Below are 26,788 nucleotides of genomic sequence, written 5' to 3'. Positions count from 1 at the left end.
GGTCTGGGGGCGGGTGCCGCGCAATTCAAGACCGCTCAGAACGCCTCGCTGGGATCGACGCGGCCGCCACGACCGATCTCGGGTATCTCGCGGCCCGGGATATAATCGCCGGTGACCATCTGCTTGTAGCCCATCCCCGGCCCCACCATGGGATAGACGCCGGCATCGGGATCGATCATCACCTCGAGGAACGCAGGGCCATCGAACTTGACGAAGGCCTCGAGCACCGCCGGCATCTCCTCGCGGCTGGCGACGCGCCGGGCGAACTCGAAACCGTCCGCCTCGGCGGCCTTGATGAAGTCCTTGCGGTGAAGCGACTTGTCACTGCCCGAGAAGCGGTCATCGAAATACAGCTTCTGCCACTGGCGCACCATGCCATCGCCATTGTTGTTCAAAAGCAGGATCTTGACCGGCAGGCCGTAGGTCGTGACGGTCTCCATCTCGCCGAGATTCATGCGTAGGCTGCCGTCACCGTCGATATCGATGACCAGTTCGTCGGGATTGGCGAACTGGGCTCCGATGGCGGCCGGGAGACCGAACCCCATGGTGCCCATGGAGCCGGAGGTCATCCATAGGCGCGGGCGCCGGAAATCGAGGTACTGTGCCGCCCACATCTGGTGCTGACCCACGCCGGTGCTGATGATGGCGTTGCCGCCGGTGAGCTCGTTGAGCGTGCACATGACCGCCTGCGGCTGGATGAACTCACCGTCCTGCTTGTAGTTCATTGGATGGCGCTCGCGCAGGTTACGGCAATGCGTCGACCAGCGCTGGTATTCGGCGCCGAAATCGATGCTTCGGCCATATTCCAGAAGCTGCTGCATGGCACTCCCGGCCTCGCCCACATGGGACCAGTCCACTCGCTTGACCTTGCCGATCTCCGCCGCGTCGATATCGATATGGGCCACGTGTTCGGCCAGCGGCGCGAACAGTTCGGCCTTGGCAGCCACCCGATCGTCGAAGCGGGATCCGACGGCGATGATGAAGTCACAGTCCTCCACGGCGTAATTCGCATAGGCCGTGCCATGCATGCCGAGCATGTGCAGGTGCAGGTCGTCGGTGGTATCCACCGCACCCAGCCCCATTACCGTACTCACGCTCGGAATGCCGTATTCCCGGGCGAATGCGGTCACGGCCGCGCCGCCCTCGCCATGAATGGCGCCACCACCGACATAGAGCAGCGGACGACTGGACTGTCCCAGCATCTCGAAGAATTGCCGCGCCTTGCGCTCGGAAACCTGTGTCTGGCGGAGCGACTCCATGCGCTGGCGATAGCCGCGAATCCCCAGCAGACCGCTACCGCGGAATTCGCCGACCCAGTTCTGGACGTCCTTGGGCAGATCCACCACCACCGGGCCAGGCCGGCCCGAGCGAGCCACCTCAAAGGCCGTCCGAATGGTATCCTCGAGCTGCTCCGGGCGGGTCACCAGGAAGACATGCTTGGCGCAGTTGCCCATGATGTTGACGATGGGCGCCTCCTGAAAGGCATCGGTCCCCATGGCGCCACGGGCCACCTGCCCGGTGATCAGCACCACCGGGACCGAATCGGCCATGCAGTCACGGATCGGCGTCACCGTATTGGTGGCCCCCGGGCCGGAGGTGACGAGGAAGACACCGACCTTGCCGGTGCTGCGGGCATAACCGGCGGCCATGAAACCGGCGCCCTGCTCGTTGGCGGGAACGACCAGACGCATCGGGTCGGCCTGATCCGCTCCGCGCTCGCGCTCGTTATAGCGGAAGATGGCATCGTAGGTCGGTAGGATCGCACCGCCGCTGTAGCCGAATACCGTGTCGACCCCTTCCTGTGCCAGAACCTCAATAACCATCTCGGCCCCGCTCATCTGCTCGCCGGCGCGAGCGTGGCGAGTGGTGGCGGGACCTGGCGTGCCAGCCTGTTCGGCCTCAACGGAAGGAGCGACTTCCTGCATGGTGATCATCCTAAAATCAGCGACTTTCGTACGCTTTGATCATACCCAGCTATCGTGCACTGCGACAACCATCAATCTCCCTCATGGCGGGGCTCAAACTGCAGGGCAACGGAATTAATGCAGTAACGCAGTCCAGTGGGCTCGGGCCCGTCCGGGAACACATGCCCCAGATGCGCGTCGCAGTGCCCGCAGAGCACTTCGGTGCGGCGCATGCCCAGGCTGTTGTCCGATTCAGTATCAATCGGGGCCTCCTCCGCCGGCGCCCAGAAGCTGGGCCAGCCCGATCCGGAGTCAAATTTCTGCTGGCTGTCGAACAAGGGTTCACCGCAGCAGATACAACGAAATACCCCGTCTCGCTTGAAGTCGTTGTACTCGCCCGTAAAAGGGGGTTCGGTGCCCTTCTGACGGGTCACACGGTACTGCTCGGGCGTGAGATGCTGCCGCCAGTCGGTTGCATCGGGATTGACGCGATCGTTCATGACACTCGGCTCCCGTGAAATTTGCCCTACAATACCGCGGCCAATCCGCAGCGAGCGAGCCCATGAGCCAGAACGATCCGGACAGCGAAATCATTCTCGTCAATATCTCCGGCAGCGACCGCCCCGGCGTCACCGCAGCACTCATGGGCATCCTCGCGGAATACGGCGTTCGCGTCCTCGACATCAGCCAGGCGATGGTGCACCAGAATCTGGCGCTGGCCATCCTCATCAAGCTGCCCGCCTCCACCGCCTCGGCCCCGGTGCTCAAGGACCTGTTGTTCGAGGCCCACAAGCTCGAGCTGCGCGTGCGCTTCCAGCCGGTGACGCCGGCGGAGTACCAGCAGTGGGTGCGGGGCGAAGGCCAGACAGCCTATGTGCTGACTCTGCTGGGCCGCCGGGTCACGGCCGCGCAGATCGCCCGAATCGCCGGCGTGACCACCGCCCATGGGCTGAATATCGAGGATATCGTGCGGCTCTCCGCCCGCAGCCCGTTGCATGACGACCGTCATTCCACTCGCGCCTGCCTGGAGCTGAGCCTGCGCGGCGAGCCGGATGATGCCGACGCCATGAAAGCGGAATTCCTGTCCATCTCCCGAGAGATGGATGTCGATATCTCCTTCCAGGAGGACAATTTCTACCGGCGCAACCGGCGGCTCGTGGTCTTCGACATGGATTCAACGCTGATCCGCGAAGAGGTGATCGATGAGCTGGCGCGTGAGGCCGGCGTCGGCGAAGCCGTCTCCGCCGTCACCGAGGCGGCGATGCGGGGCGAGATCGACTTCCGCGAGAGCCTCATGAAGCGGGTGGCGCTGCTGGAAGGTCTGGAAGAAACGGTTCTGCAGCGGGTGGCCAACCGACTCACGCTGACCGAGGGCGCGGAGCGCTTGTTAAAGACACTCCAGGTGCTGGGCTACCGGACCGCCGTGATCTCCGGGGGATTCGATTTCTTCGGCCACCACCTGAAGTCACGGCTGAATCTGGACACGGTGCATGCCAACCGGCTCGAGATTCGCGACGGTCTTCTGACCGGGCGGGTGCAGGGCGAAATCATCGATGGCGAGCGCAAGGCCGATTTACTCGGCACCCTGGCTCAGGAGATGGGCATCGATCTGGCCCAGGTGATCGCTGTAGGCGATGGCGCCAACGACCTGCCGATGCTTCGCATGGCCGGCCTCGGCATCGCCTTCCACGCCAAGCCCCTGGTACAGAAAAGTGCCCGCCAGGCGATATCGACCATCGGTCTCGATGGCGTGCTCTACCTGATGGGCATGAACGACGCGGAGAATCCGCACTAGGCACGGATTCCCGCTCCGGCAGCGCCGGCTCAGGAGGCGGTGCGGCTCTTGGCGCGCACCTTCTCCTTGATCCGGGCCGCCTTGCCACGACGCTCGCGCAGGAAGTACAGCTTCGCGCGACGCACGTCGCCACGTCGCTTGACCTTGATGCTCTCGATCAGCGGGCTGTGGAGCTGGAAAACACGCTCTACGCCCTCGCCGTGGGAGACTTTGCGAAGCGTGAACGAGGAATTCAGACCCCGGTTCCGCTTGGCAATGACCACACCCTCGAAGGGCTGGGCACGCTCGCGGTTGCCTTCACGCACCCAGACGTTGACCAGGACGGTATCGCCCGGGTTGATGTCGTCCAGCGAGCGCCCGGTCTGCTCGACCTGCTCGCGCTCCAGTTCTTCAATGATGTTGCTCATGCCAGCATCCCTTGTCTTTCAGTTTCCGTGCTCCGCCCGATAGGCATCGAGCAGCGCCTGTTCTTCCTCGTCGAGGCCCCGCTTGTCCAGCAGATCGGGACGTCGCGCCTGCGTTCGTCCCAGCGCCTGCTGCAGGCGCCAGCGTGCGACGGCCCGGTGGTCACCACTCTTCAGCACCGCCGGCACATCAAGTCCCGCCACCGTCTCCGGGCGGGTGTAATGGGGCCAGTCCAGCAGCCCCTCCGCGAATGCATCCTGTGCCGCCGATTCGGCATGCCCCAGGACGCCCGGCGCCAGCCGGGCAACCGCATCCATCACCACCATGGCCGGCAGCTCGCCACCGCTGACGACGTAGTCGCCGATCGACAGCCTGGCATCGACCTCCAGCTCGATGAGCCGCTCGTCGATACCTTCGTAGCGGCCACACAGCAGGATGACCCGCGGCTGCTCCGCCAAGGAAACCACCCGACCGCCGTCCAGTGTCGGACCGTCCGGCGACAGATAGATCACCGGTGCCGGTTCCGACGCTGCCCGCGCCGCCCGTATGGCGTCGCGCAGCGGCTCGACCTTCATGACCATGCCCGGACCACCGCCGTAGGGCCGGTCATCCACCGTGCCATGTCGGTCATGGCTGTAATCCCGCGGATTCCAGATGACCAGCTGGATCAGGCCGCGCTCAATAGCCCGACCAATCACTCCGTAGGCCATGACCGATCGGATCATCTCCGGGAACAGCGTGACGATGTCAAATCGCATCCCGTTCAGAACTCCGGATCCCAGTCGACCACGATCCGTCCACTGGTCAGATCCACCGATTGTATGTAGACGCCCGGCGCGTAGGGGATGAGCCGCTCACGCTCCCCTTCCACGACCAGCACATCATTCGCTCCGGTCTCGATAAGCCCCGTGACTTTTCCCAGCGACTGGCCAGTCAGCGTCTCCACGGCCAGGCCCTCGAGCTCCGCCCAGTAATACTCTCCGGGCGCTTTATCCGGGAGCGCACTGCGCGGCACACTAATCCGGCTGCCTTGCAGCGCCGCGGCGGCGTCACGGTCTTCCACCCCTGCCAGGCGGGCTACGAGGCCCTTGCCCTGGTGCCGCCCGCCGGCGAGCTCATACTCACCAGTCGAGCCGGCCTTTTCGAGAATCCAGACCGGATAGTCCAGTATGTTCTCTCTAGGACGCGTCCAGGAATGCAGCTTTAATTCGCCACGAATGCCGTGGGCGCCCACGATCTCCCCGAGCACGATGCGGCTGTCGGCGTCACCCGCCGGTTCGCCGCTCACCGCTTGTTCAGGCGCTCTCGGTTTCGGCCGCCGAGCCACGGCGCGCCTGGCGGATGAGCTGATCGGCGCGCTCGCTCGGCTGAGCTCCCTGGGAGAGCCAGTGCTCGGCGCGCTCCAGATCAATGCGCAGGGGCACTTCCTGACCCGTGGCCACGGGATTGAAGAATCCGAGTCGCTCGATGAAGCGCCCGTCCCGCGAATTGCGGCTATCGGTGACCACCAGGTGGTAGAAGGGGCGCTTTTTCGCGCCGGCGCGCGCTAGACGAATCGTAACCATGTTAATCCCTAATGAGTCCGGCAGACTGATAAACCGTCAAGTGTACCCGCGTGTTCAACGCCCGCCAAGCCCTGGCGGAAGGCCGCCGCCGGGTGGCATACCGCCGGGCGGGAAACCGCCCCCGCCGCCCATCTGGCGCATCATCTTTTTCATGCCACCCTTCTTGAACTGTTTCATCATCTTCTGCATCTGCTTGTGCTGCTTGAGCAGGCGATTGACATCCTGGACCTGCAGGCCGCAGCCATTGGCGATACGCCGCTTGCGCGAGCCATTGATGACATCCGGACGCTGACGCTCACCGGGGGTCATGGAATTGATGATGGCGATCTGACGACGGATCTGGCCGTCATTCATCTGCTGGCTGACCTGCTCGCTCATCTGCCCCATACCGGGGAGCTTGTCCATCAGGCCACCCATGCCACCCATCTGCGTCACCTGCTGGAGCTGAGATCGCATGTCCTCCAGATCAAACCCCTTGCCCTTCTTGAGCTTGCCGGCCATGCGCTCGGCCTGGTCGCGGTCGACCTTGCGCTCGACCTCTTCCACGAGGGAGAGCACGTCCCCCATCCCCAGGATGCGGGAGGCCATGCGATCGGGATAAAAGGGCTCCAGGGCATCGGTCTTCTCACCGATGCCGAGAAACTTGATGGGCTTGCCGGTGATCTGCCGAATGGACAGCGCGGCACCACCCCGGGCGTCACCATCGGCCTTGGTCAGGACGACGCCGGTGAGCGGCAGGGCTTCATCGAAGGCGCGCGCGGTGTTCGCCGCGTCCTGACCGGTCATGCTGTCCACGACGAATAGCGTCTCGACGGGTTCGACGGCGTCATGCACGCGCCGCGCCTCGCTCATCATCTCGCCGTCGACGTGGAGCCGCCCAGCGGTATCCACCAGCAGCACATCGTAATAGCCGGTCCGGGCCTGATCGCGGGCCGCGGAAACGGTGGCCACCGGATCGGCACTCGGGTCGGTGGGATGGAAGTCGATGCCGACCTCCTCGGCCAGGCGCTGCAACTGATCGATGGCCGCCGGTCGATAGACGTCCACCGATACCGCAAGCACCTTTTTGTTCTCGCGCTCGCGGAGCATGCGGCCGAGCTTGGCGGTGCTGGTGGTCTTACCGGAGCCCTGCAGACCGGCCAGCATGACCACCGCCGGCGGACGCGTACTGAGGTCGAGGGCATCGTTCTGCTCACCCATCACCTGGACAAGCTGATCATGGACGATCTTCACGAAGGCCTGACCAGGGGAGAGGCTCCGGGTCACCTCCGCGCCCAGGGCCCGTTCACGCACCGCCGCAATGAATTCCTTGACCACCGGCAGCGCCACGTCCGCTTCCAGCAGCGCCATGCGAACCTCGCGAAGCGTCTCCTGAATGTTTTCCTCGGTGAGCCGGCCCTTGCCCCGCAGGCGCTTACCGATGGCCTCGAGGCGGTCACTCAGATTGTCAAACATGATGGCGGCGACCTCCGCGGTCAATTGTCATTTCAGACGCCGATTGTATCAGTGCAGAGGGCCTCGACGAGGCCCGGATGGCGCTCGAACGGGGCCGTTTTCTGTGCGATGATCCGGCATCAAGGCTTTCGCGGTAATCGACGCGCAGATGATCCATACCCTCTCCACGCTTCTCGCAGTGGCGCTATACAGCGCTGCCCTGGTCACCCTGCTGGCAGGGCTGCGTGGGCGTGTCGACATGCGTCGTGGGGAACGGCTGGCGTTCGGCCTGGCTCTGCCCGCCCTGCTCATCCACGCGATCCTGCTCTGGCAGGCCGTGTGGACAGCGGCCGGCCTTAATCTGTCGCTGTTCAACGCCGCCTCGCTGCTCGGCTGGCTGATGGCCGCGATGCTGTTGCTGGCCGCAATCCGCCAGCCGGTCCACAGCCTCGGGGTCATCGTATTTCCGTTTGCCGCCATCACGCTTTTGCTGGCCGACCGCCTCGGCACGCCTGGAACCACACTGGTACCGCTTGGCAAACCGGTTGATCTGCATGTCATCAGCTCAGTCGTCGCCTATGCGGTCCTCGGCCTCGCCAGTGCCCAGGCGGTCGTACTGGCCTGGCAGGAGAACGCGCTACGGCGTCGGCGCGCCGGTGCAGTGCTCGGGCTGCTGCCACCGCTGCAGAGCATGGAGGCACTGCTCTTTCAGTTGCTCGCCAGTGGCTTCGTGCTGCTTTCGATCTCGCTGGTGACGGGCTGGCTTTTCGTCGACAACCTGTTCGCTCAGGACCTGGTGCACAAGACCGTGTTGTCCATGGTGGCGTGGTTGGTCTTTGCCGGGCTACTGGTCGGCCGCCATCAAGCCGGCTGGCGCGGCCGCACCGCCATACGCTGGACCCTGGCGGGATTCCTGCTGCTGGCGCTGGCCTACTTCGGCAGCAAGGCCGTCCTCGAACTGATCCTGAACCGCCCCGCATAGACGCCCGTGGACAGCATCCCACTCTCCCTGCTGTTCGGCATCCTCGGCATTCTCATCGTGCTCTCCGGGGGGTTTTCCAGCTCCGAGACGGCACTCATGACGCTCAACCGCTACCGGCTGCGTCATCTCGCCCGAGCCGGCCATCGCGGCGCACGACGGGCGGAAAAGCTGCTACAGCGCCCGGACCGGCTGATCGGCATCATTCTGCTCGGCAACAACTTCGTGAACATCGCCGCCTCCTCCATCGCCACGCTGATCGCCCTGCGACTGGGCGGCGAAGGCGCACTGGCGGCGGCAACCGGGCTACTCACGCTGACGATACTGATCTTTGCCGAGGTGGCACCCAAGACGCTGGCGGCACTGCGTCCGGAGCGTGTCGCATTCCCGGCGGCCTTTATACTCGGGCCGCTCCTTCGCCTCCTCTATCCGCTGGTCTGGTTGACGAACCTCCTGGCCAACGGCCTCCTGCGCGGGCTCGGGGTCAGTCCCGGCGAGGGCGGACACTCGGCGCTCAGTCGGGAGGAGCTGCGCACCGTGGTCAATGAAGCCGGCGCCATGATTCCGCAGCGCCACCAGCGCATGCTGCTCAGCATCCTCGATCTGGACAAGGCCGCCGTCGACGACATCATGGTCCCCCGCAACGAGGTCGTCGGCATTGACCTCGGCGATGACTGGTCGCGCATCACCGAGCAGATCGCCGGGTCGGAGTACACTCGCCTCCCGGTCTTTGATGGCGGGATCGACAACATCCGCGGCGTCCTGCATGTGCGGCGGGTACTGACCGCCATGCTCGACGGCGAGCTCACCCGCGAGCGCCTGCTCGAGCATGTGCGCGACCCCTACTTCGTGCCGGAGGGGACTCCGCTGCATCGGCAGATGCTCAACTTCCAGGCCGAGCGCCGACGCATCGGGCTGGTGGTGGACGAGTACGGGGAGTTCCTGGGGCTGGTCACGCTGGAGGACATCCTCGAGGAAATCGTCGGCGAGTTCACCACTGACCCGGCGGAGGCAGTGAGCGATATCCACCGCCAGGCCGACGGCAGCTATCTGGCCGCCGGCAGCGCCAGCGTGCGCGAACTCAAACGCCTGCTGGAGTGGGATCTCCCCGGCGATGGGCCGAAGACCCTCAACGGCCTGATCCTCGAGCACCTCGAAACGATCCCGGAATCCGGCACCAGCCTGCTGATCGACGGCCATCCGGTGACGGTGCTGCAGACCGAGGAAAACCGCGTCAAGGTGGCGCGTCTGGAGCGTCGTGTCAGACCCCGAGAGGAGTCGCCCGAGAGCGCCAGCTAACGGCCGGCTGCAGGGCCTCAGCCCTCGCGACGCCAGATCGTACCGTCCGCCTTGTCCTCGAGAATCACACCTTCCGCCAGCAACTGATCGCGGATTGCATCGGCGCGGGCGAAATCCCGGGCATCGCGGGCAGCGGCCCGTTCCGCCACCAATGCTCCGATGCGCTCCGCATCCGCGGCATCGGTCCGCCCCCCCGACTGCAGGTAGGCATCCGGAGACTGGCCGAGCAGACCCAGGACGGCACCCAGCCCGCGCAGCGTCGCCCCAAGACTCCCGGCGCGCTCCATATCGGCGGACTGACGGGCGCGATTGAGCTCGCGGGCCAGATCAAAGAGCACCGAGAGCGCCAGGGGCGTATTGAAATCATCATCCATGGCGACGTAGAACCGCTCACTGAAGGCCGCCCCGGGCGCCCCGGGCTCGACGTGCTCGGGCAGCCCACGCAATGCCGTGTAGAGCCGCTCCATTCCCGCCCGTGCCTGGGCAAGGGCATCCGCGGTGTAATTCAGCGGGCTGCGGTAATGACTGGAGAGCAGAAAATGCCGGACGGTCTCCGGATCATGCGCAGCAAGCACGTCGCGCACGGTGGTGAAGTTGCCAAGCGACTTCGCCATCTTCTCGTCATCGATGCGGACATGGCCGTTGTGCATCCAGTAGTTGACGAAGTGCTCGCCGGTGGCCGCCTCCGACTGGGCGATCTCGTTTTCATGATGGGGGAACTTCAGATCCAGGCCACCGCCATGGATATCGAAATGGTGACCCAGGCAATGGGTGGACATGGCCGAGCATTCGATATGCCAGCCCGGTCGCCCATCCCCCCAGGGCGAGGGCCAGCTGGGCTCGTCCGGCCGGGCGGCCTTCCAGAGGACGAAGTCGGCCGGGTCACGCTTATGCTCCCCGGGCTCGATGCGGGAGCCGGCCCGCAGCTCGTCCAGGCGCTTGCCAGACAGCGCGCCATAATCCGGAAAACAGCTCACGGCATAGTAGACATCGCCATCGGCCGCATAGGCATACCCCCGCTCGATGAGGCGCTCGATCATGGCGATGATCTCGCCGATATGCCCAGTCGCGCGCGGCTCCTCGTCGGGCCGCAGACAGCCCAGCGCGTCTGCATCTTCATGCATCGCCTCAATAAAGCGGGCCGTGAGGGAATCGATGGACTCGCCGAGTTCCGAGGCGCGACGAATGATCTTGTCATCAATGTCGGTGATGTTACGGACGTAGTGCACCCGGTAACCCGACTCGCGCAGATACCGCACGACCATGTCAAATACCACCATCGCCCGGGCATGGCCGAGGTGGCAATAGTCGTAGACCGTCATGCCGCAGACATAGAGGCTGACGCGTGGCGGGTCCATGGGCCGGAACGGTTCTTTCGCTCCGCTCAGGCTGTTGTGGATTTCAAGCATCCGGTTCGACTCCAGAAGCGGCCACGGCCGCTGCCCTTTGCAGACGTGCGCGGCGGATGTCCGCCGGCATGAGATCGATGATCGCCCCCAGCGCCGGACCCCGGCCCAGTCCGGTCAGCGCCAGCCGCAGCGGCTTCATCATCGCGCCGCCGCGCCGACCGGTAGCGGCCTCCAATGCGGGCCGCAGCTGCTTCCAGTCGCCCGTGTCGGCGCTCTCGAGCGCCGTGGCCACGGTCTCGAAGAACGCCGGGTCCGCCTCCCGAAGCGCAACCATGGCATCATCCGAAAGGACATCGGCGGTATCAAAGAACCGCCCTGCCCAGTCGTTCAGCTCCGCGGCGAATCGCAGGTTGGGCTGCACCAGCGCGAGGAAGTCGGCCTCGCGATCCACCGGTACCCGACCCGGCTCGAGCGCCGGTCGTAATGATTCCGCCGGCGCTGCCGCCATCGCCATCGCCTGCCAGTGGTCGAGCTGCTGATGATCGAAACGGGCCGGACTGCGGCTCAGTGTCGCGGGGTCGAAGTCCGAGGCCAGTTCGGCGGCCTCCCTGAGGCTGTCGTCCGGCACCGGATTGCCAAGACGTGCGAGGTAGTTGAGCAACGCCTCCGGCCGGTAGCCGGCCTCCCGAAGCCCGGCAATCGATGCATCCCCACGGCGCTTGGACAGCGGCGCGCCTTCGGTGTCGACCAGCAGGGCCAGATGGCCATAAGCCGGCACGGGCAGACCCAGGTGACGTAGCAGGACCTGCTGTCGTGGCGTATTCGAGAGGTGATCCTCGCCGCGCAGCACATGCGTGATGCCCATCAGCGCATCGTCCAGGGCATTGGCGAAAAGGAAGGCAGCGCTGCCATCGGCCCGGAGGATCACCGGATCCCCCAGTTCACCGGCATGCACCGACCGCGCCCCCCGAACCAGGTCGTGGAACGCGATCATGCCCGACTCCGGCATGCGAAGCCGGAGCACGGCGGGCTCACCCGCCGCCCGGCGCTTCGCCGACTGAACAGGATCCAGACCGGCGCAGTGGCCGTCATAGCGAGGCGGTTGACCGGCGCGGCGCTGCCGATCGCGCAACGCCGCCAGGCGCGTGGCGGAACAGAAGCAAGGATAGGCCGCCTCGGCAGCAATCAACCGCTCCGCGCCCTCAGCGTAGACCGAGGCGCGTGCGGACTGTTGCCAGTCGGACGGAGCGCCGGCGCCGGGCCCCTCGTCCCAGACGAGCCCGAGCCACTGCAGATCGGCCCGGATGGCGTCAATCGCGGTCGGATCATTGCGTTGGCTGTCGCTATCCTCAATGCGCAGCATGAAGGCGCCGGCATGACGTCGCGCCAATAACCAATTGAAAAGGGCCGTGCGCAGGTTGCCGGCATGCAGGCGGCCAGTCGGACTGGGCGCGAAGCGGGTCTTCACGGGCGGGGTGTTCATGAGGCGCATGGTAATGGAAGCCCGACTTGCATGCAGCCGCCGGCCGCGTCATCTTGCCGCCATGCAAACGCTTAGCTTCAACACGAACCGGGCGCCAGTTCTGTTCATCGCCGACCTGCACCTGGACCCGGCGCGGCCCGAGGCCATGACGGCTTTCCTGGCGTTCGCCCGCGGACAGGCCCGCGAGGCCGCCGCGCTTTTCATTCTGGGCGACCTGTTTGAAGCCTGGATCGGCGATGATGCGCGCCCGCCCGATGAACCGATCAGCCCCGCGCTGAAGGCACTCACAGCCGGTGGTACTCATGTGTTCCTGATGCATGGCAACCGCGATTTCCTGCTGGGGGATGACTTCTGCGATGCTGCCGGCGCAACCCGTCTTGAGGAGCCGGCCATCGTCCACCTGGATGATGAACCGGTCCTGCTCGAGCATGGCGACGCCCTGTGCATCGACGATGTCGCCTACCAGGCCTTTCGGGCGCAGGTTCGCGATCCGGCCTGGCAGGCGGGTTTCCTCGCATTGCCCATCGAGGAGCGCCTGCGCCAGGCACAGGCCGCGAGGACACGCAGCGGCGAGGCGATGGCCGATAAGACGGAAACGATCATGGACGTCAATTCCAATGCCGTGGCGCAGCGCCTGCGCGACTGGCAGGCCCGGCGGCTGATCCATGGCCATACGCATCGCCCGGCGATTCACGAGTTCACGCTCGATGGCCAGCCCGCCACCCGCATTGTCCTGGGTGACTGGTTCGAGCAGGGCAGCGTGCTGCGGGTGGAAGACGGACGGACCGCCCTGGAGTCGCTAGCCTTCGGCGGCTAGCTGACGCAACCGTTCACCGGCACAGGCCCGGACGCTCTCGTTCGGATCGTGGCGACGAACTTCATCGAGCAGCGCGGGCTCCCTGATGCGCGCCAGGGCGGCTATCCGCAGGGATGGCTCGCGTGCGCTCCGCGCGACATGGGCGACGATCTGCCGATCAGGACAGACCGCCAGAGCGGCACGGCGATAGCCGATATCCAGCGTGTCACCCCCGGAGAGCAAGTGACGATAGCGGACCCGCGCGGACTCGCGGACCGTCTCGTCGCTCTCGGTCTCGATCACCTGCCTGAGCACGATCAGGTCGCGTAACCGGCGGATGGCGGCGTTTCGCACCCGGGCATCGGGGTCGCGGGTGACCAGGCGGCGCAGCGCGCTCTGACCGGCTTCGCCCGTATCCACCGCCGCCTGACGGCGGGCGGGATCCCGGGCGTGGATGTCGGGTCGGGGCGGGCGCTTGAACCACATGCCGCCAGTCTAAAACACAACGCCCCGCACGAGGCGGGGCGTTTTTCTCTGCCACCGGCTATACCGGCGCCTGCAGGCTGTCAGGCGATCAGAGCTCGCCCGTCAGCCAGTAGTCGATGCGATCCGGGTTCTCCTCGATGTAGGCACTGATGGCCTCGTCATAGGAGGTCTCCCGGGCCTGGAACATGTAGTTCTGCAGCTGATCGATGGGCAGATACATGCGCGTCAGCATGGCCGAAATCTCGGGGTACGATGCATCAAAACCGGCACGCGCCAGCACATGGACGCGCTCCGGGCCGCCCAGCGCACCTTCAGGGTCCTCGAGGTAGCGCAGATCATAGGCGCCGAACTTCCAGTGCGGGCTCCAGCCCGTGACGACAATCCAGTCATCACGGTTGACGGCACGTTCGAGCGCGGCCGTCATACCCGCACCACTGGAGGTCTGCAGCATGTAGTCATCGAGCCCATAGGTCTCGAGGGCCTCTTCCGACAGGGCGGTGAGGCCGGCGCCCGGATCGATCCCGGTGATGGTGCCGTCGAGCTCGGAGCGCACCTCCTCGTTGCTCAGGTCCGCCAGGCTGTCGAGCTGATCCTCCGGGATGTCCGCCGGCACGGCCCAGCCGAGACGGGCACCGTTGTAGAGGACGCCGAGGTTCTCGACGCCGGCGGCGACCTCCTCGTAGTAATCCTCATGGGTCGCCGGCAGCCACGCCATCATCATGGCATCGATGTCACCGGTCTCCAGTCCCTGGTACTGCGGTGCGATGTCGGTCTGCACCAGCTCCGCGGTGTAATCGGTGTTGTCGTTGATCAGTCGGGCCGCCAGCTTGGTGACGAACTCCGCGTCCGACCAGGCGGTCCAGCCGAATTCGATGGTGTCGTCCTGTGCCTGGGCGCCACCGGCGACGGCAACGCCGAGCATACCGGTCAGCAACATGCGCGATGCTCTGTTAAACATCGAGGTTCTCCTCTTCTGCTTTACGAGATCCCCGCGCGGGGGAGACTTGGTGAAAGGCGAGGCAGGGCGGGACGCGTCAGTCGCGACGCCGCCGTAGCCCGAAACTCTGAGTCATGCGATCCAGCAGGATCGCCAGGAAGACGACGCCCAGCCCGCCCTCGAAACCGAGGCCGACATCCAGGCGCTGGATCCCCGTCAGCACCGTGTTACCGAGCCCCCCGGCGCCGATCATGGAAGCGATGACGACCATGGACAGGGCCAGCATGATGGTCTGGTTGATGCCTGCCATGATGGACGGCATGGCCAGCGGTATCTGGACCTTGTAGAGGAGCTGACGACTCGTGCAGCCGAAGGCCAGGCCGGCCTCGACGTTCTCCTGACTGACCTGGCGGATCCCCAGGTTAGTGAGCCGGACCGCCGGCGGCATGGCAAAGATCACCGTCGCGATGGTGCCAGGCACCTTGCCCAGGCCGAAGAAAATGGCGGCTGGAATGAGGTAGACGAACGGCGGCATGGTCTGCATGAAGTCGAGCACCGGCCGCACCACCGTCGCCACGCCGTCGCGACGGGCCATGGCAATACCGAGCGGCAGCCCCGCCGCCAGCGCAATAATGCTCGCTCCGATCACCAGCGCGAGCGTCTGCATGGTCTCGCGCCAGAGCCCCATGGCAGCGATCAGGACCATGGCGATGGTTGCAAAGACACCAAAGCGCCAGCCCACACGCCACCAGGCGAAAGCAATAATCAGCGGTGCCAGAATCCAGTCGGGCAGGAAAAGCAACAGGCCTTCGAGGCCATCCGCAAGAAACCCGACGCCGGCGGCAAAGCCATCCAATGGACCGGCGAGATTGTTCTGAACCCAGTCAACGCCACTTTCAACCCAGGCGCCGATGGGGATCTGGATGAGTTCACGGAAATTCGTTGCCATTATTCCTCCCCCGAGCGGTCGAGCGTCCTGAGCACGGCGGCACGCGTCACGCTGCCCAGGTAGTGGCCCTGATCATCCACCACCGGCAGCGGATACCAGTTGGCGGCCGAGCGTGAGACCAGATCACCGAGTGGTGTCGTCGCCTCCACCGGCTCGAGGTCATTCACGAAGGCGTCGGCATAGCGCGGCTCGCCACCACCATCGATCTGGGCCGCGAGGGACTCGGCGGTGACCGTACCGAGGTACTTCTGATCACGGTCGAGCACCACGGCGAGATCGCGGTTACTGGCATGCAGCCGCTCAAGGGCGGAGCGCATGCTGACCCCGGGCCGCTCGAGCACGGTGACCTGCCGGCGGTCGGCGATGTCCGCGGCGTTGTAGACGCGCGTCACATCGACGCCATAGAAGAATGACTTCACATACTCGTTGGCGGGATTGGAGACGATTTCTTCCGGTGTCCCGACCTGGACGACGGCTCCGCCCTCCATGATCGCAATGCGATCACCGATGCGCATGGCCTCGTCCAGATCATGGGAGATGAACACGATGGTCCGCCGATGCTCGCGTTGAAGGGCGACCAGCTCATCCTGCATCTCCGTGCGAATGAGCGGATCGAGTGCCGAAAAGGCTTCATCCATCAGCATGATGGAAGGATCGACCGCCAGCGCCCGGGCCAGGCCCACGCGCTGCTGCATTCCGCCGGACAGCTCATCGGGATAGCTGCGGGCATTGGCCTTGAGGCCGACCTGGTCGAGGGCCTTCACGGCGCGCTGCTCGCGGCTGGCCTGGTCCACCCCAGCCACCTCGAGGCCAAACGCCGCATTCTGCAGCACCGTCTTGTGGGGCATGAGAGCGAACGACTGAAAGACCATGCTCATGTCGCGCCGACGCAGGTCGATCAGTTCGTTGCGCGACATCGAGTTGACATCACGGTCACCGATGAGCACCCGGCCGGCGGTCGCATCAATCAGCCGGTTGAGCATGCGGACGATGGTCGACTTGCCGGATCCCGACAGGCCCATGACGACGAAAATCTCCCCTTCCTCGATTTCAAACGAGGCATCACGGACGCCCACCGTGTTGCCGGTCTTCTCGAAGATGGCTTCCTTATCGAGACCTTGTTCGAGCAGGCGCATGCCCTCGTCCGGATCCGGACCGAAGACCTTGTAGAGGTTCTCTACCCTGATTTTGGCGCTCATCGGGAGGAGCCTCCCGGCGCGATGACGAGCCCCGCCTCATCCGCAGGGCCAACGGAGCAGTGAAGAATGTCCCGCTCCGGCGTGTAAACGATAGACTGACGTCTCATACAGACCGGCAGTTGCTGAACACGCGGCATAGCCTAGGGAAGCAAGGAAACGAAGACAACCCGACACTTCCCTGCGAAAACAGACAATAATGCCCTAGGGCCTGAAACCGATCACCAGATCCATGACATTAGTGCCGGTCGGCCCGGTCTGCAGGAGATCACCCGCCGCTGCCAGGGCACTCCCCGCATCCGCTCGTGACAGGCTCAGCGCCGCATCGAATCCAGCCCGCCGCAAGCGCTGAATGGTTCCTCCATCAACGATCGCGCCGGCGTCCTCCCCGGGTCCGTCCGCTCCATCCGTGCCGGCCGCCAACAGCAGACAGTCGCTGCCGGCGAGCGATTCTGCCGCAGCCAGGGCCAGTGTCTGCATCCGCCCGCCCCGCCCGGGGTGTTCCGGCAGCGTCACAGTGGGCTCTCCGCCCATGACGACCAGGCCGGGCGGGCCGTCGATCACGGATTCGGCCACCCGACGGCCCAGCTGCTCAGCCTCGCCCGTCAACAGCTCATCGATCACTCGGACGCCCCAGCCACCTGGCCGCGCCGCATCAACGCAGGCGCGCCGGGCGATCGCGTTGCTCGCCACGATCTGCAGATGCACGTTATCGAATATATCGGCATCCGGCGGCGCGGATGCTCGCGTCATCCCTGGTGGAAGCGACGCCGGCAGGGGCCCACCCGGATTGGTTCCGCGGTCCGCAGCGAGCAGGCCCGAGCCGATGACGGCGGGGTCATCGCCGGGAACATCCGAGATCAGCAGCCCGTGCGCGCGGCGTCCGTCCAGCCAGCGGACAAGCCGCCCACCCTTGATGGTGGAGACCGCCTTGCGCAGCGTATTCATGCGGGCAATATCAAGGCCGCTCGCCAGCAGCCATTCGTTGAATTGTGCGAGGGCGGCCGGATCCTGCTCTCCGGCCGGCCTTTCCACCAGGCTGGAAGCACCGCCGGAGATGAGAAAGAGGAACCGCGCATCCGCAGGCGCATCCCGCAGATAGTCGACCAGGGCATTCCCGGCCTCGAGGCTGCGCGCATCCGGCACGGGATGGGCGGCGAGCAGCTGGCGCACGGGGATACGCTCTGGCAATCGCGGATCCTCGTAGCCAGCCCGGGTTATGACCAGTCCACCTGCCACGTCCTCGCCACGGACATCGGCAACGCCATTAGCCATGGCTGAGGCCGCCTTGCCAATCGCGAGCAGATGGAACGCCCCCGGCGGGGGCGTTCCAGGCCCGCGAGCCTCCAGCGCCGAGGCCACGGCGCGACGGCCGTTGACTCCCGCAAGGGCAGCCCGATAGAAGGCTACCAGATCCTGCCGCGACGGGGTCGACGGCATTAGCGCGCGGACCGGCGCCCGCCAAGGCCCCGGTCAAGATCCGTCTGAATATCGGCGAGATCCTCCAGCCCCACCGAAATCCGCACGAGCCCTTCCCGAATCCCCATGGCGTCACGCTGTTCCGGGGACAATCGGCCATGGGTGGTACTCGCGGGATGCGTGATCGTGGAGCGCACATCGCCCAGATTAGCGGTGATCGAGAGCATGCGCGTGGCGTCGATCACCTGCCAGGCGGCCTCACGCCCCCCCGGCACTTCGAAAGAGACGATACCGCCAAAGGCTGACTGCTGATGTGCCGCCAGTTCGTGCTGCGAATGATCCGGCAGGCCGCAGTAATGGACATGCTCCACTCCTGCATGGTCGGACAGCCAGCGCGCCAGCGCGGCTGCCTGCTCGCTGTGCGCCCGCATCCGCAGATTGAGGGTTTCCAGCCCTTTAACAAAAACCCAGGCGTTGAAAGGGCTCATGGTCGGCCCTGCCGTGCGCAGGAACGGGAAAATCGCCTTATCGAGCGTCTCGGCATCCCCCACGACCGCACCGCCAACGCAACGACCCTGACCATCCAGATACTTGGTCGCCGAATGGGTGACCAGATCCGCGCCCCACTCCAGCGGTCGCTGCAGCGCCGGTGTGCAGAAGCAGTTGTCGACGGCCAGCAGCGCATCATTGGCGTGGGCGATATCCGCCAGGGCGCGGATATCAGCGACCTCGGTGAGCGGGTTGGACGGGGTCTCCAGGAACAGCAGCCGCGTCTCGGGCCGGACGGCGGCCGCCCATGCCTCCACATCGGTGGGCGATACGAAATCCGTCGTCACGCCAAAGCGGCTCAGATGATTGGCGAACAGCGAGGCCGTGGTACCGAACACGCCAAGCGAACAGATCACATGATCGCCGGTCCGCAGCAACCCCATACACATGGCAAGGATCGCCGCCATGCCCGAGGCCATGCCAATGGCCCGTTCGCCCCCCTCCATGGCGGCCAGGCGGTTTTCGAAGGCACGGACGGTGGGGTTGGTAAAACGCGAGTAGATGTTGCCTGCCTCTTCGCCGCTGAAGCGTGCGGCCGCCTCGGCCGCGCTGCGAAAGCTGAAGCTCGAGGTCGGGAAAATGGCCTCGGAATGCTCCTGCTCCGGCGTCCTCTCCCAGCCGCCACGCAGGCCTATGGTATCGGGTCCCCAGCTCATGAACGCACCAGCCCCAGCTCGTTGACGGCGTTGCTCGCGCCCGCTCCATAGCGCACCGCATCGGCGCGTTGTGCCTCCAGCTTCAGCAGGTAATCGACGCTGATATCGCCGGTGACATAACGGCCATCAAAACAGGAGCAGTCAAAGCTGCGTAGCGCCTCGTTGCCCTCGCGCACGGCTTCCACCAAATCATCGAGATCCTGGTAGATCATGTGATCCGCCCCAATCGTGCGGCGGATATCCTCCACCGAGCGGTCGTGAGCCAGCAGTTCACGGGCGGCCGGCATATCGATCCCGTAGACGTTGGGATAGCGCACCGGTGGTGCGGCCGAGGCGAAGTAGACCTTGTTCGCGCCGGTATCCCGCGCCATCTGGATGATCTGCTCGGACGTCGTCCCGCGCACGATGGAGTCATCTAGCAGCAGGACATTCTTACCCTTGAACTCAAGCTCGATGGGGTTGAGCTTCTGGCGCACCGACTTCTCGCGTACCGCCTGGCCGGGCATGATGAAGGTCCGGCCGATGTAGCGATTCTTGATGAAGCCCTCCCGATAGGTGATGTTCAGGTCATTGGCCAGATCCAGCGCGCTGGTCCGGCTGGTATCCGGAATGGGAATGACGACGTCGATATCATGATTCGCCCACTCTCGATTGATCTTGCGCGCCAGCATTCGGCCCATGCGCAGGCGTGATTTGTAGACCGAGACGTCATCGAGCATGGAGTCCGGTCGGGCCAGATAGACGTACTCGAATATGCACGGCGACAGCCGGGTTTCGGTGGCGCACTGCCGGGTATGCAGATTGCCATCCAGGTCGATGAAAACTGCCTCCCCCGGCGCGATATCGCGGATCAGCGTAAAGCCGAGCACGTTCAGCGCCACACTCTCCGAGGCAATCATGTACTCGGTACCGGCCTCGGTTTCGCGGCTGCCAAAGCACAACGGACGGATCCCATGGGGATCGCGAAAGCCGAGAATCCCGTAGCCGTTGATCATCACGATAGCGGCATAGCCGCCGTGGCAGCGCTCATGTATGCCGGCCACGGCGTTGAACAGATCCGATTCGTTGATGCGGAGCTGGCCGAGCTCGCCCAGCTTATGGGCGAAGACGTTGAGCAGGATCTCGGAGTCGGAGCTGGTGTTGATGTGACGCAGGTCTTCAAGGAACAGATCCCGCTTGATCGCCTCGGCATTGGTCAGATTGCCGTTGTGGGCAATGCTGATGCCATAGGGTGAGTTGACATAGAAGGGCTGGGCCTCCGCTGAACTGGCGCAGCCGGCAGTGGGATAGCGGCAATGGCCGATGCCGGCGTTGCCCTGCAGCTGCATCATGTCCTGCTGGCTGAAGACGTCGCGAACGAGGCCGTTGTCCTTGCGCAGATGCAGCCGCCCCCGATCGAATGTCATGATCCCGGCAGCGTCCTGACCACGATGCTGAAGTACCGTCAGCCCGTCGTAGAGGGCCTGGTTGACGGGGGATTTGGCAACCATGCCGATTACGCCACACATAGATTCAGCTCCCGCTTTCAGTACTCTGCCGATGATTTGCCTGACAATACGCCTGCCAGTAGGCGTATGCCGCAATGCCATTAACTGGTGCCTCGCTGACACCGGGCATCCGGCGGGCCTGATTGAGCCAGTCACCCACCTGTTCGTGACACACCCAGGGTTGGTACCCCCGGGCGATCACCGATTCCTGCCACCAGGCCTCACGCGGGACGGCCGTCAGACCCGCGCCGAGGATGATCACGCCCACCAGTAGCAGCCCGCGCGCGGCGCCAAAGACGATACCGAGCATGCGGTCGGTACCACTCAGGCCCGTGCGCCCCACCAGCGCCCGAGCCACATAACTGACCAACGCGCCAATCAGCAGCGTCAGTATGAACAACCCGGCGAACCCGGCCACCAGCCTCAGCATTGGCGACGCCAGCCAGGGCGCCAGTTGCTCGCCAAGCTGCGGGCCGTAGCGCAGGGAGATCCAGAAGGCCGCCACCCAGACCGCGACGGAGATCACTTCGCGGACGAAACCGCGAATGACGCCAATCAGCACGGAAACGGCGATCACGCCGAGAAATGCAAGATCAAGCCAGTTCATGGAGTATCCGTCGCAATCAGTATATCAGCCGGCCCGTTCACGGCTCGATGACGAAGCCGGGCAGTTCATGGTCGTCCGCCAGCTGCTGGGCCATCCGTTCGGCGGACTCGGCGTCACCCAACGGCCCTACCTGCACACGGTAGGTCAGTCGGCCCTCCCGCTCATCCTCGACTACCCGCAACTCGATGCCATCCTCACGCAGACGCGAGGCCAGGCTCTCGGCATTGTCGGCACTGGCAAAGGCACCAACCTGGACGTAAAGCGCGTCGGCATCGGCCACCGGAGCTGCATCCGGCGCGCCTTCGTCGTCGGCAATCGCCTCGGCGACCGGTTCCGGCGCGATATCAATCGCGTTCGGCGGTTCCGCCGCCTCGGGCACTGAGCCCGGATCGCGGGGCGCCGGCTGATCGGCCAGTGCCTGACCGGGTTCGGGCGAGCTCAGCATGTCCTCGCCCGGCAACGTCGGTCCGTCTTCCACCATGGGCGGTTCGGGCATGTCCAGCTCAATGTCGACACGAGTGCGCTCGACCGGGCCACTAAGGAGCATTGGCAGAAAAATGACCCCCAGCGCCACCAGCACTACGGCACCGATCAACCGCTGTTTGAACCGCTGTTCCAAGGATCCACTCCGACCAAACTGCCTGCTTCAGTTTCGACCTGACCCGGAGCCGTTGCAAGCACCAACGCCGATGCGCATGAATGCCTCCACCACGCGAAACGAACCCGCCGCCACCATCAGGTCGTTCCCGCTGGTGGCTGCCTCCATCCGCTGCCTGGCGCCCGCGGCATCGCCGGCGCCAATGACAACCTGCCCCGCACGCTCCAGCGCGGTTGTTATCTCGGTCCGGGGATGGCTCTGTGGGTCGTCCAGATCCAGCACATACCACTCGTCAACCACCGGCCCCAGGAGGCTGAGCAACGGCGCAATCGGCTTTCGCGCCATCAGGCCGAAGGCCATTCGCACCTTGCCGTTTGCCCGATGGGCCTCCAGCCGCTCGGCCAGCAGGGCAATAGCCGACGGGTTGTGGCCGACGTCCAGCAGCCAGCCTGCGCCCGGACCCGGCGCCGGTGCCTGGCGGCCGGCGAGCCGTGCCGCAGCGAGCCCGTCTCGGATGGCTGACGGTCCGACGGCAAGCGCTGGATGGGCGCCACTGACGGCCATGACGGCACCGGCCGCGTTGGCCAATGCCGCATCCCCCATCCAGCCGGGTCGCGGCAGATCCCGGTAGCGGCGTTCGCCCTGCCACCATGTCCATGCCTGTCGACCGGCGGCGTAGTGATAATCACGGCCCAGCTGCCAGAGCGGTGCATCGAGGGCGCTAGCCCGCTCGGCAATGCGCCGGGGCGGACGGGCATCGGCGCAGACTACGGGACGCTCCGGCCGGGCGATGCCCATCTTCTCGCCGGCAATCGCCTCGCGGTTGTCGCCCAGCCATTCCATGTGATCGAGATCGATGGTCGTCACCACCGCCAGATCGGCATCGAAACAGTTGGTGGCGTCAAGCCTGCCGCCGAGCCCAACTTCCAGTAGCCACGGACCGGCCCCGGTATCCCGGAAACACCAGGCAGCCGCGAGGGTAGCGAACTCGAAGTAAGTGAGCGTAATCCCGCCCCGCGCGGCGTCGATGGCCCGAAAGGCATCGAGGATCGCCGCATCCTCGGCCGGCGCACCATCCATTCGAATGCGCTCGTTGAAACGCAGCAGATGCGGAGACGTGTAAACCCCGGGGCGGTAGCCGGCGGCCCGATAGATCGCCTCCAGGCAGGCCACTGTACTGCCCTTGCCGTTGGTACCGGCAACGGTGATGACAGGCACTGGGCCCGCACGCAGGTCAAGCCGATCGGCAACCTCGGTGATACGCCCCAGACCGAGTTCGATTTCGCGGGGGTGCAGGCCCTCGAGCCATGCCAGCCATGTATCGAGGGATTCAGTGGCCACCGTGTCCGTCAGCTCTGTGCCACTTCCGCCATCGTGGGGGGATCGGCATGGGTCAGCATGGCCAGCAGAGCGGCAAGCCGCTGACGCTGCTCACGCCGGTCGATGATCAGATCGACGGCACCGTGCTCCAGCAGGAATTCGCTGCGCTGGAAACCCTCCGGCAGCGTCTCCCGGACCGTCTGCTCGATCACCCTCGGGCCGGCAAAGCCGATGAGGGCACCGGGCTCGGCCACGATGACATCGCCCAGCATGGCCAGACTTGCGGACACACCGCCCATTGTTGGATCGGTGAGGACACTGACGAATGGCACGCCGGATTCGGAGAGACGCCGGAGCGCCGCACTGGTCTTGGCCATCTGCATGAGCGAGAACAGCGCCTCCTGCATGCGCGCACCGCCACTGGCGCTAAAACAGATGAACGGCCGACCACTCTCCCGGGCCTGCTCCGCGGCCCGCACGAATCGCTCGCCAACCACGGCACCCATTGATCCGCCCATGAAGTCGAACTCGAAGGCGCAGGCCACGACCGGGAGCCCGTGCACGGCGCCCGACATCGCGACCAGGGCATCCTTCTCCCCGGTGGCTTTCTGCGCCTGGGCGAGCCGGTCCTTGTAGCGCTTGGAGTCCTTGAAACGGAGCACATCCTGGGGCTGCAGCCCCTCGCCGATTTCCTCTCGTCCGCACTCGTCAAGGAATACATCCAGTCGTCGGCGCGCACCGATACGCATGTGCGCACCGCATTTAGGACAGACCTCAAGGTTGCGCTCGACCTCCGGGCGGTAGAGCACGGCACTGCAGGACTCGCACTTGGTCCAGAGCCCTTCGGGAATACTGTGGCTTCGCCCTCCCTCGGTGCGGATCCGCGAGGGCATCAGTTTCTCGAACCAGCTCAAGGGGAGGCCTCCACGGCAGGCTGGTCCAGCCCCTCGCGCAGGTCCCGGGTAATCTCTTCCACCGCGCTGCAGATCGCTGCGTCATCACCCGCATGCTCGGCGATCCGCGAGACGATGGCGCTACCAACGACCACGGCATCGGCCACCTGGCCGAGACGACCGGCATCATCGCCATTGCGGACTCCGAAGCCGACACCCACCGGCAGCTGGGTCGCCGCCCGAATCGACTCGACGTGGTGTGCCACGCTGTCGACATCGAGGGAGGCGGCCCCGGTGACGCCTTTCAGGGAGACGTAGTAGACGAATCCACGAGCATGGTCACAGATCGAACGAATCCGCTCGATCCGCGTTGTGGGGGCGATGAGCCAGATGGGATCGAGGTCGTGCTCGGCCAGCGCCGCCACCAGCTCATTACCCTCCTCCGGCGGGAGATCCACCGTGAGGACCCCGTCAACACCGGCTGCCGCCGCATCCCGGGCGAAGGTCTGATAGCCGATCTGCTCAATCGGATTGAGATAGCCCATCAAGACCACCGGCGTATCCTGGTCATCGCGACGGAAATCGCGGACCATCTCCAGGACACCGGCGAGTCCCGTGCCGTTTTCCAGTGCGCGGTCACAGGCGGACTGGATAACCGGCCCATCGGCCATGGGATCGGAAAACGGCATGCCGACTTCGATGATATCGGCGCCGGCGGCCACCAGCGTGTGCATGACGGGCACCGTGGCACCGGGGTGCGGATCACCGCCGGTAATGTAGGTCACCAGCGTCTTGCGCTGCTGGGCGCGCCGCTGCTCGAAACGGTGGGCAATACGACTCATAGCTCCATTCCCTCCACTTCGGCGACGGTATTGATGTCCTTGTCACCGCGGCCGGAACAGTTGATCACGATGGTCTGATCCGGACGCATCCGCGCGGCAAGCTTCTCGGCATAGGCAATGGCATGCGCCGTCTCCAGCGCGGGGATGATGCCCTCGGCACGGGTCAGGCCATGAAAGGCCGCCAGCGCTTCGTGATCATCCACCGCCACATAATTCACGCGCCCGGTGTCTTTCAGCCAGGCATGCTCGGGCCCGACACCCGGGTAGTCGAGGCCGGCCGACAGCGAGTGGGTCGGCATGATCTGGCCATCCTCGTTTTCCATCAGGTAAGTCCGGTTGCCGTGCAGCACGCCGGGCCGGCCCGCGGAGAGTGGCGCGGCATGACGGCCTGTATCAACACCTTCCCCGCCAGCCTCGACGCCGTAAATGGCCACCTCCCGGTCTTGCAGGAAGGGATGGAACATGCCGATGGCATTGGATCCACCGCCGACACAGGCCACCAGTGCATCCGGCAGCTCACCGTGCTGGTCCAGGCACTGCTCACGGGTCTCCCGTCCGATCACCGCCTGGAAATCGCGCACCATCTCCGGGTAGGGATGCGGCCCGGCCACCGTACCGATGATGTAGAAGGTGTCATCAACGTTGGCCGCCCAGTCACGGAACGCCTCGTTGAGCGCGTCCTTGAGCGTCCGGGTGCCCGACTCCACCGGGACCACGCGCGCCCCCATCAGCCGCATTCGGTAGACGTTCACCGACTGGCGGCGGACATCCTCGGCGCCCATGTAGACCACGCACTCCATTCCCAGTCGCGCGCAGACCGCCGCCGTGGCCACACCATGCTGGCCGGCCCCCGTCTCGGCGACGATGCGACGCTTGCCCATCCGAGCGGCCAGCAGCGCCTGACCCATGGTGTTGTTGATCTTGTGAGCACCCGTGTGGTCCAGATCCTCGCGCTTGAGGTAGAGACGCGCCCCACCGACCTGGTTGGACCAGTGCTCGGCGAAATACAGCGGCGTCGGCCGGCCGACATAGTGCTGGAGATCGGAATAAAGCTCGGCCTGGAATTCCGGGTCCTCGCGGAAGCGCGTATAGGCCCGGGAGAGCTCATCGAGCGGAGCCATGAGCAGCTCCGGCACGAATCGGCCACCATAGGGACCGAAATGACCGAGCGGGTCGGGGAACCGGCCGTAATCCGCCGGTGCTTCAATGGCCTGAATGACGTTCGACACGGTAGACCTCTTCGATGAAGGCGGCGAGCCTGCGCCTGTCTTTGATACCCGGGGCGGACTCGACGCCGCTGCTGCAGTCGACGCCCCAGGGTGTGGTTGACCGAATGGCTTCGGCCACGTTGTCGGCACGAAGCCCACCCGCCACGATTATACGGTGACTGTCGGGCAGCTCGCGCCCCCAGTCAAAGGATTCACCACTTCCGCCCGCAGCACCGGGTGGATGCCCGTCCAGCAGGAGTCCGGACGCCCGCGGGTGCGCCTCCGCCATGGCGCGCGGATCACCTCCGGCCATGCCCACCGCTTTCAGGTAACGGTACCCGAACCGCTCACAGAATGCCGCGGATTCGTTCCCGTGGAACTGCAGCAGATCCAGTGGCACGCCGGCGATCACGTCACTTACGAGTGACTCATCGGCATCCAGAAACAGCCCAACCGCCGTCACCAGCGGCGGCAGGGCCTCCACAATGCGTCTCGCCTCGCCGACGTCGACATAGCGTCGGCTGCCCTGATAGAACACCAGACCAATCGCGTCGGCGCCGAGTTCGGCCGCCGCGACGCCATCCTCGGCCCGGGTGATACCGCAGATCTTTATTCTCGTACGCACCTTGTCA

General features: G+C 65.1%; 27 protein-coding genes. 4 read left to right on the top strand and 23 right to left on the bottom strand.

What is annotated here, in order from left to right; genetic code table 11:
* Positions 1 to 35: 35 nt before the first annotated feature.
* Both ilvB and msrB read right to left on the bottom strand, forming a co-directional pair.
* The gene (gene ilvB, locus V6X30_RS01495) at positions 36 to 1,925 is read right to left on the bottom strand and encodes a biosynthetic-type acetolactate synthase large subunit (RefSeq protein WP_367982869.1); all 1,890 of its coding nucleotides are present in this window, start codon (positions 1,923 to 1,925) and stop codon (positions 36 to 38) included.
* A 71-nt stretch (positions 1,926 to 1,996) separates the two neighbouring features.
* On the bottom strand, positions 1,997 to 2,404 hold the full coding sequence (gene msrB, locus V6X30_RS01490; RefSeq protein ID WP_367982868.1) for a peptide-methionine (R)-S-oxide reductase MsrB: 408 nt from the start codon (positions 2,402 to 2,404) through the stop codon (positions 1,997 to 1,999).
* Positions 2,405 to 2,466: 62 nt separating this feature from the next.
* On the opposite strand from msrB, the gene serB reads away from it, so the two are divergent.
* Positions 2,467 to 3,699 (top strand): phosphoserine phosphatase SerB, encoded by a 1,233-nt coding sequence (gene serB, locus V6X30_RS01485; RefSeq protein WP_367982867.1) that lies wholly within the window; start codon positions 2,467 to 2,469, stop codon positions 3,697 to 3,699.
* A 29-nt stretch (positions 3,700 to 3,728) separates the two neighbouring features.
* On the opposite strand, the gene rplS is transcribed toward serB, so the two are convergent.
* From rplS to ffh, 5 genes are read right to left on the bottom strand one after another with little or no spacing between them, the layout of a single operon-like run.
* A complete protein-coding gene (rplS, locus tag V6X30_RS01480; protein WP_367966096.1) occupies positions 3,729 to 4,106 on the bottom strand; it encodes a 50S ribosomal protein L19 in 378 nt (125 codons plus the stop codon).
* 18 nt (positions 4,107 to 4,124) lie between these two features.
* Entirely contained in the window at positions 4,125 to 4,862 is a 738-nt protein-coding gene (gene trmD / locus V6X30_RS01475) for a tRNA (guanosine(37)-N1)-methyltransferase TrmD (RefSeq protein ID WP_367982866.1), read from the bottom strand.
* A gap of 5 nt (positions 4,863 to 4,867) precedes the next feature.
* The gene (gene rimM, locus V6X30_RS01470) at positions 4,868 to 5,392 is read right to left on the bottom strand and encodes a ribosome maturation factor RimM (protein ID WP_367982865.1); all 525 of its coding nucleotides are present in this window, start codon (positions 5,390 to 5,392) and stop codon (positions 4,868 to 4,870) included.
* 7 nt (positions 5,393 to 5,399) lie between these two features.
* Positions 5,400 to 5,669: a 30S ribosomal protein S16 gene (gene rpsP, locus V6X30_RS01465; protein ID WP_367982864.1), complete on the bottom strand. Its 270-nt coding sequence runs from the start codon at positions 5,667 to 5,669 to the stop codon at positions 5,400 to 5,402.
* A 54-nt stretch (positions 5,670 to 5,723) separates the two neighbouring features.
* Entirely contained in the window at positions 5,724 to 7,124 is a 1,401-nt protein-coding gene (gene ffh, locus V6X30_RS01460; RefSeq protein WP_367982863.1) for a signal recognition particle protein, read from the bottom strand.
* 148 nt (positions 7,125 to 7,272) lie between these two features.
* Between ffh and V6X30_RS01455 the strand changes: the two genes are divergently transcribed.
* Both V6X30_RS01455 and V6X30_RS01450 read left to right on the top strand, forming a co-directional pair.
* Positions 7,273 to 8,085: a cytochrome C assembly family protein gene (locus tag V6X30_RS01455; protein ID WP_367982862.1), complete on the top strand. Its 813-nt coding sequence runs from the start codon at positions 7,273 to 7,275 to the stop codon at positions 8,083 to 8,085.
* A gap of 6 nt (positions 8,086 to 8,091) precedes the next feature.
* A complete protein-coding gene (locus V6X30_RS01450) occupies positions 8,092 to 9,381 on the top strand; it encodes an HlyC/CorC family transporter (RefSeq protein WP_367982861.1) in 1,290 nt (429 codons plus the stop codon).
* Between the two features lie 17 nt (positions 9,382 to 9,398).
* Here the strand turns inward: V6X30_RS01450 and cysS are convergent, their stop codons facing one another.
* Both cysS and gltX read right to left on the bottom strand, forming a co-directional pair.
* On the bottom strand, positions 9,399 to 10,790 hold the full coding sequence (cysS, locus tag V6X30_RS01445) for a cysteine--tRNA ligase (RefSeq protein WP_367982860.1): 1,392 nt from the start codon (positions 10,788 to 10,790) through the stop codon (positions 9,399 to 9,401).
* Entirely contained in the window at positions 10,783 to 12,213 is a 1,431-nt protein-coding gene (gene gltX / locus V6X30_RS01440) for a glutamate--tRNA ligase (RefSeq protein ID WP_367982859.1), read from the bottom strand. Before gltX ends, cysS begins: the two co-directional genes overlap by 8 nt.
* A gap of 13 nt (positions 12,214 to 12,226) precedes the next feature.
* On the opposite strand from gltX, the gene V6X30_RS01435 reads away from it, so the two are divergent.
* The gene (locus tag V6X30_RS01435) at positions 12,227 to 13,030 is read left to right on the top strand and encodes a UDP-2,3-diacylglucosamine diphosphatase (RefSeq protein WP_367982858.1); all 804 of its coding nucleotides are present in this window, start codon (positions 12,227 to 12,229) and stop codon (positions 13,028 to 13,030) included.
* On the opposite strand, the gene V6X30_RS01430 is transcribed toward V6X30_RS01435, so the two are convergent.
* The 14 genes from V6X30_RS01430 to V6X30_RS01365 form a co-directional block, all read right to left on the bottom strand.
* The gene (locus tag V6X30_RS01430; RefSeq protein WP_367982857.1) at positions 13,013 to 13,495 is read right to left on the bottom strand and encodes a hypothetical protein; all 483 of its coding nucleotides are present in this window, start codon (positions 13,493 to 13,495) and stop codon (positions 13,013 to 13,015) included. The two genes, V6X30_RS01435 and V6X30_RS01430, sit on opposite strands and share 18 nt — an antisense overlap.
* An 88-nt stretch (positions 13,496 to 13,583) precedes the next feature.
* Complete coding sequence (locus V6X30_RS01425; protein WP_408022350.1) at positions 13,584 to 14,453, bottom strand: glycine betaine ABC transporter substrate-binding protein; 870 nt, start codon at positions 14,451 to 14,453, stop codon at positions 13,584 to 13,586.
* 76 nt (positions 14,454 to 14,529) lie between these two features.
* Positions 14,530 to 15,381 carry an ABC transporter permease gene (locus V6X30_RS01420; protein ID WP_367982856.1) on the bottom strand — a complete coding sequence of 284 codons (852 nt, stop codon included), beginning with the start codon at positions 15,379 to 15,381 and terminating at the stop codon, positions 14,530 to 14,532.
* Complete coding sequence (gene proV, locus V6X30_RS01415; RefSeq protein WP_367982855.1) at positions 15,381 to 16,580, bottom strand: glycine betaine/L-proline ABC transporter ATP-binding protein ProV; 1,200 nt, start codon at positions 16,578 to 16,580, stop codon at positions 15,381 to 15,383. Before proV ends, V6X30_RS01420 begins: the two co-directional genes overlap by 1 nt.
* A 201-nt stretch (positions 16,581 to 16,781) precedes the next feature.
* On the bottom strand, positions 16,782 to 18,017 hold the full coding sequence (locus V6X30_RS01410; protein WP_367982854.1) for a glycerate kinase type-2 family protein: 1,236 nt from the start codon (positions 18,015 to 18,017) through the stop codon (positions 16,782 to 16,784).
* Complete coding sequence (locus V6X30_RS01405) at positions 18,017 to 19,201, bottom strand: O-succinylhomoserine sulfhydrylase (protein WP_367982853.1); 1,185 nt, start codon at positions 19,199 to 19,201, stop codon at positions 18,017 to 18,019. Before V6X30_RS01405 ends, V6X30_RS01410 begins: the two co-directional genes overlap by 1 nt.
* The gene (gene purF, locus V6X30_RS01400; RefSeq protein WP_367982852.1) at positions 19,198 to 20,709 is read right to left on the bottom strand and encodes an amidophosphoribosyltransferase; all 1,512 of its coding nucleotides are present in this window, start codon (positions 20,707 to 20,709) and stop codon (positions 19,198 to 19,200) included. Before purF ends, V6X30_RS01405 begins: the two co-directional genes overlap by 4 nt.
* A 4-nt stretch (positions 20,710 to 20,713) precedes the next feature.
* Positions 20,714 to 21,295, bottom strand: coding sequence for a CvpA family protein (locus V6X30_RS01395; RefSeq protein ID WP_367982851.1), 582 nt, complete (start codon positions 21,293 to 21,295; stop codon positions 20,714 to 20,716).
* A gap of 37 nt (positions 21,296 to 21,332) precedes the next feature.
* The gene (locus V6X30_RS01390) at positions 21,333 to 21,914 is read right to left on the bottom strand and encodes an SPOR domain-containing protein (RefSeq protein WP_367982850.1); all 582 of its coding nucleotides are present in this window, start codon (positions 21,912 to 21,914) and stop codon (positions 21,333 to 21,335) included.
* Positions 21,915 to 21,941: 27 nt separating this feature from the next.
* A complete protein-coding gene (locus tag V6X30_RS01385) occupies positions 21,942 to 23,234 on the bottom strand; it encodes a bifunctional folylpolyglutamate synthase/dihydrofolate synthase (RefSeq protein ID WP_367982849.1) in 1,293 nt (430 codons plus the stop codon).
* 8 nt (positions 23,235 to 23,242) lie between these two features.
* Positions 23,243 to 24,127, bottom strand: a complete 885-nt coding sequence (gene accD, locus V6X30_RS01380) for an acetyl-CoA carboxylase, carboxyltransferase subunit beta (protein ID WP_367982848.1) — start codon at positions 24,125 to 24,127, stop codon at positions 23,243 to 23,245.
* Positions 24,124 to 24,948 (bottom strand): tryptophan synthase subunit alpha, encoded by an 825-nt coding sequence (gene trpA / locus V6X30_RS01375; protein WP_367982847.1) that lies wholly within the window; start codon positions 24,946 to 24,948, stop codon positions 24,124 to 24,126. The genes accD and trpA overlap by 4 nt, the downstream gene beginning before the upstream one ends.
* Positions 24,945 to 26,177: a tryptophan synthase subunit beta gene (trpB, locus tag V6X30_RS01370; protein ID WP_367982846.1), complete on the bottom strand. Its 1,233-nt coding sequence runs from the start codon at positions 26,175 to 26,177 to the stop codon at positions 24,945 to 24,947. The genes trpA and trpB overlap by 4 nt, the downstream gene beginning before the upstream one ends.
* Positions 26,152 to 26,781, bottom strand: coding sequence for a phosphoribosylanthranilate isomerase (locus V6X30_RS01365; RefSeq protein WP_367982845.1), 630 nt, complete (start codon positions 26,779 to 26,781; stop codon positions 26,152 to 26,154). The genes trpB and V6X30_RS01365 overlap by 26 nt, the downstream gene beginning before the upstream one ends.
* Positions 26,782 to 26,788 lie beyond the last annotated feature (7 nt).

Origin of the sequence: Spiribacter sp. 1M189 (assembly GCF_040838345.1) — a bacterium.
In the GTDB taxonomy this organism is placed as follows: Bacteria; Pseudomonadota; Gammaproteobacteria; order Nitrococcales; family Nitrococcaceae; genus Spiribacter; species Spiribacter insolitus.
This window is presented reverse-complemented; position numbering and strand designations above follow the sequence as displayed.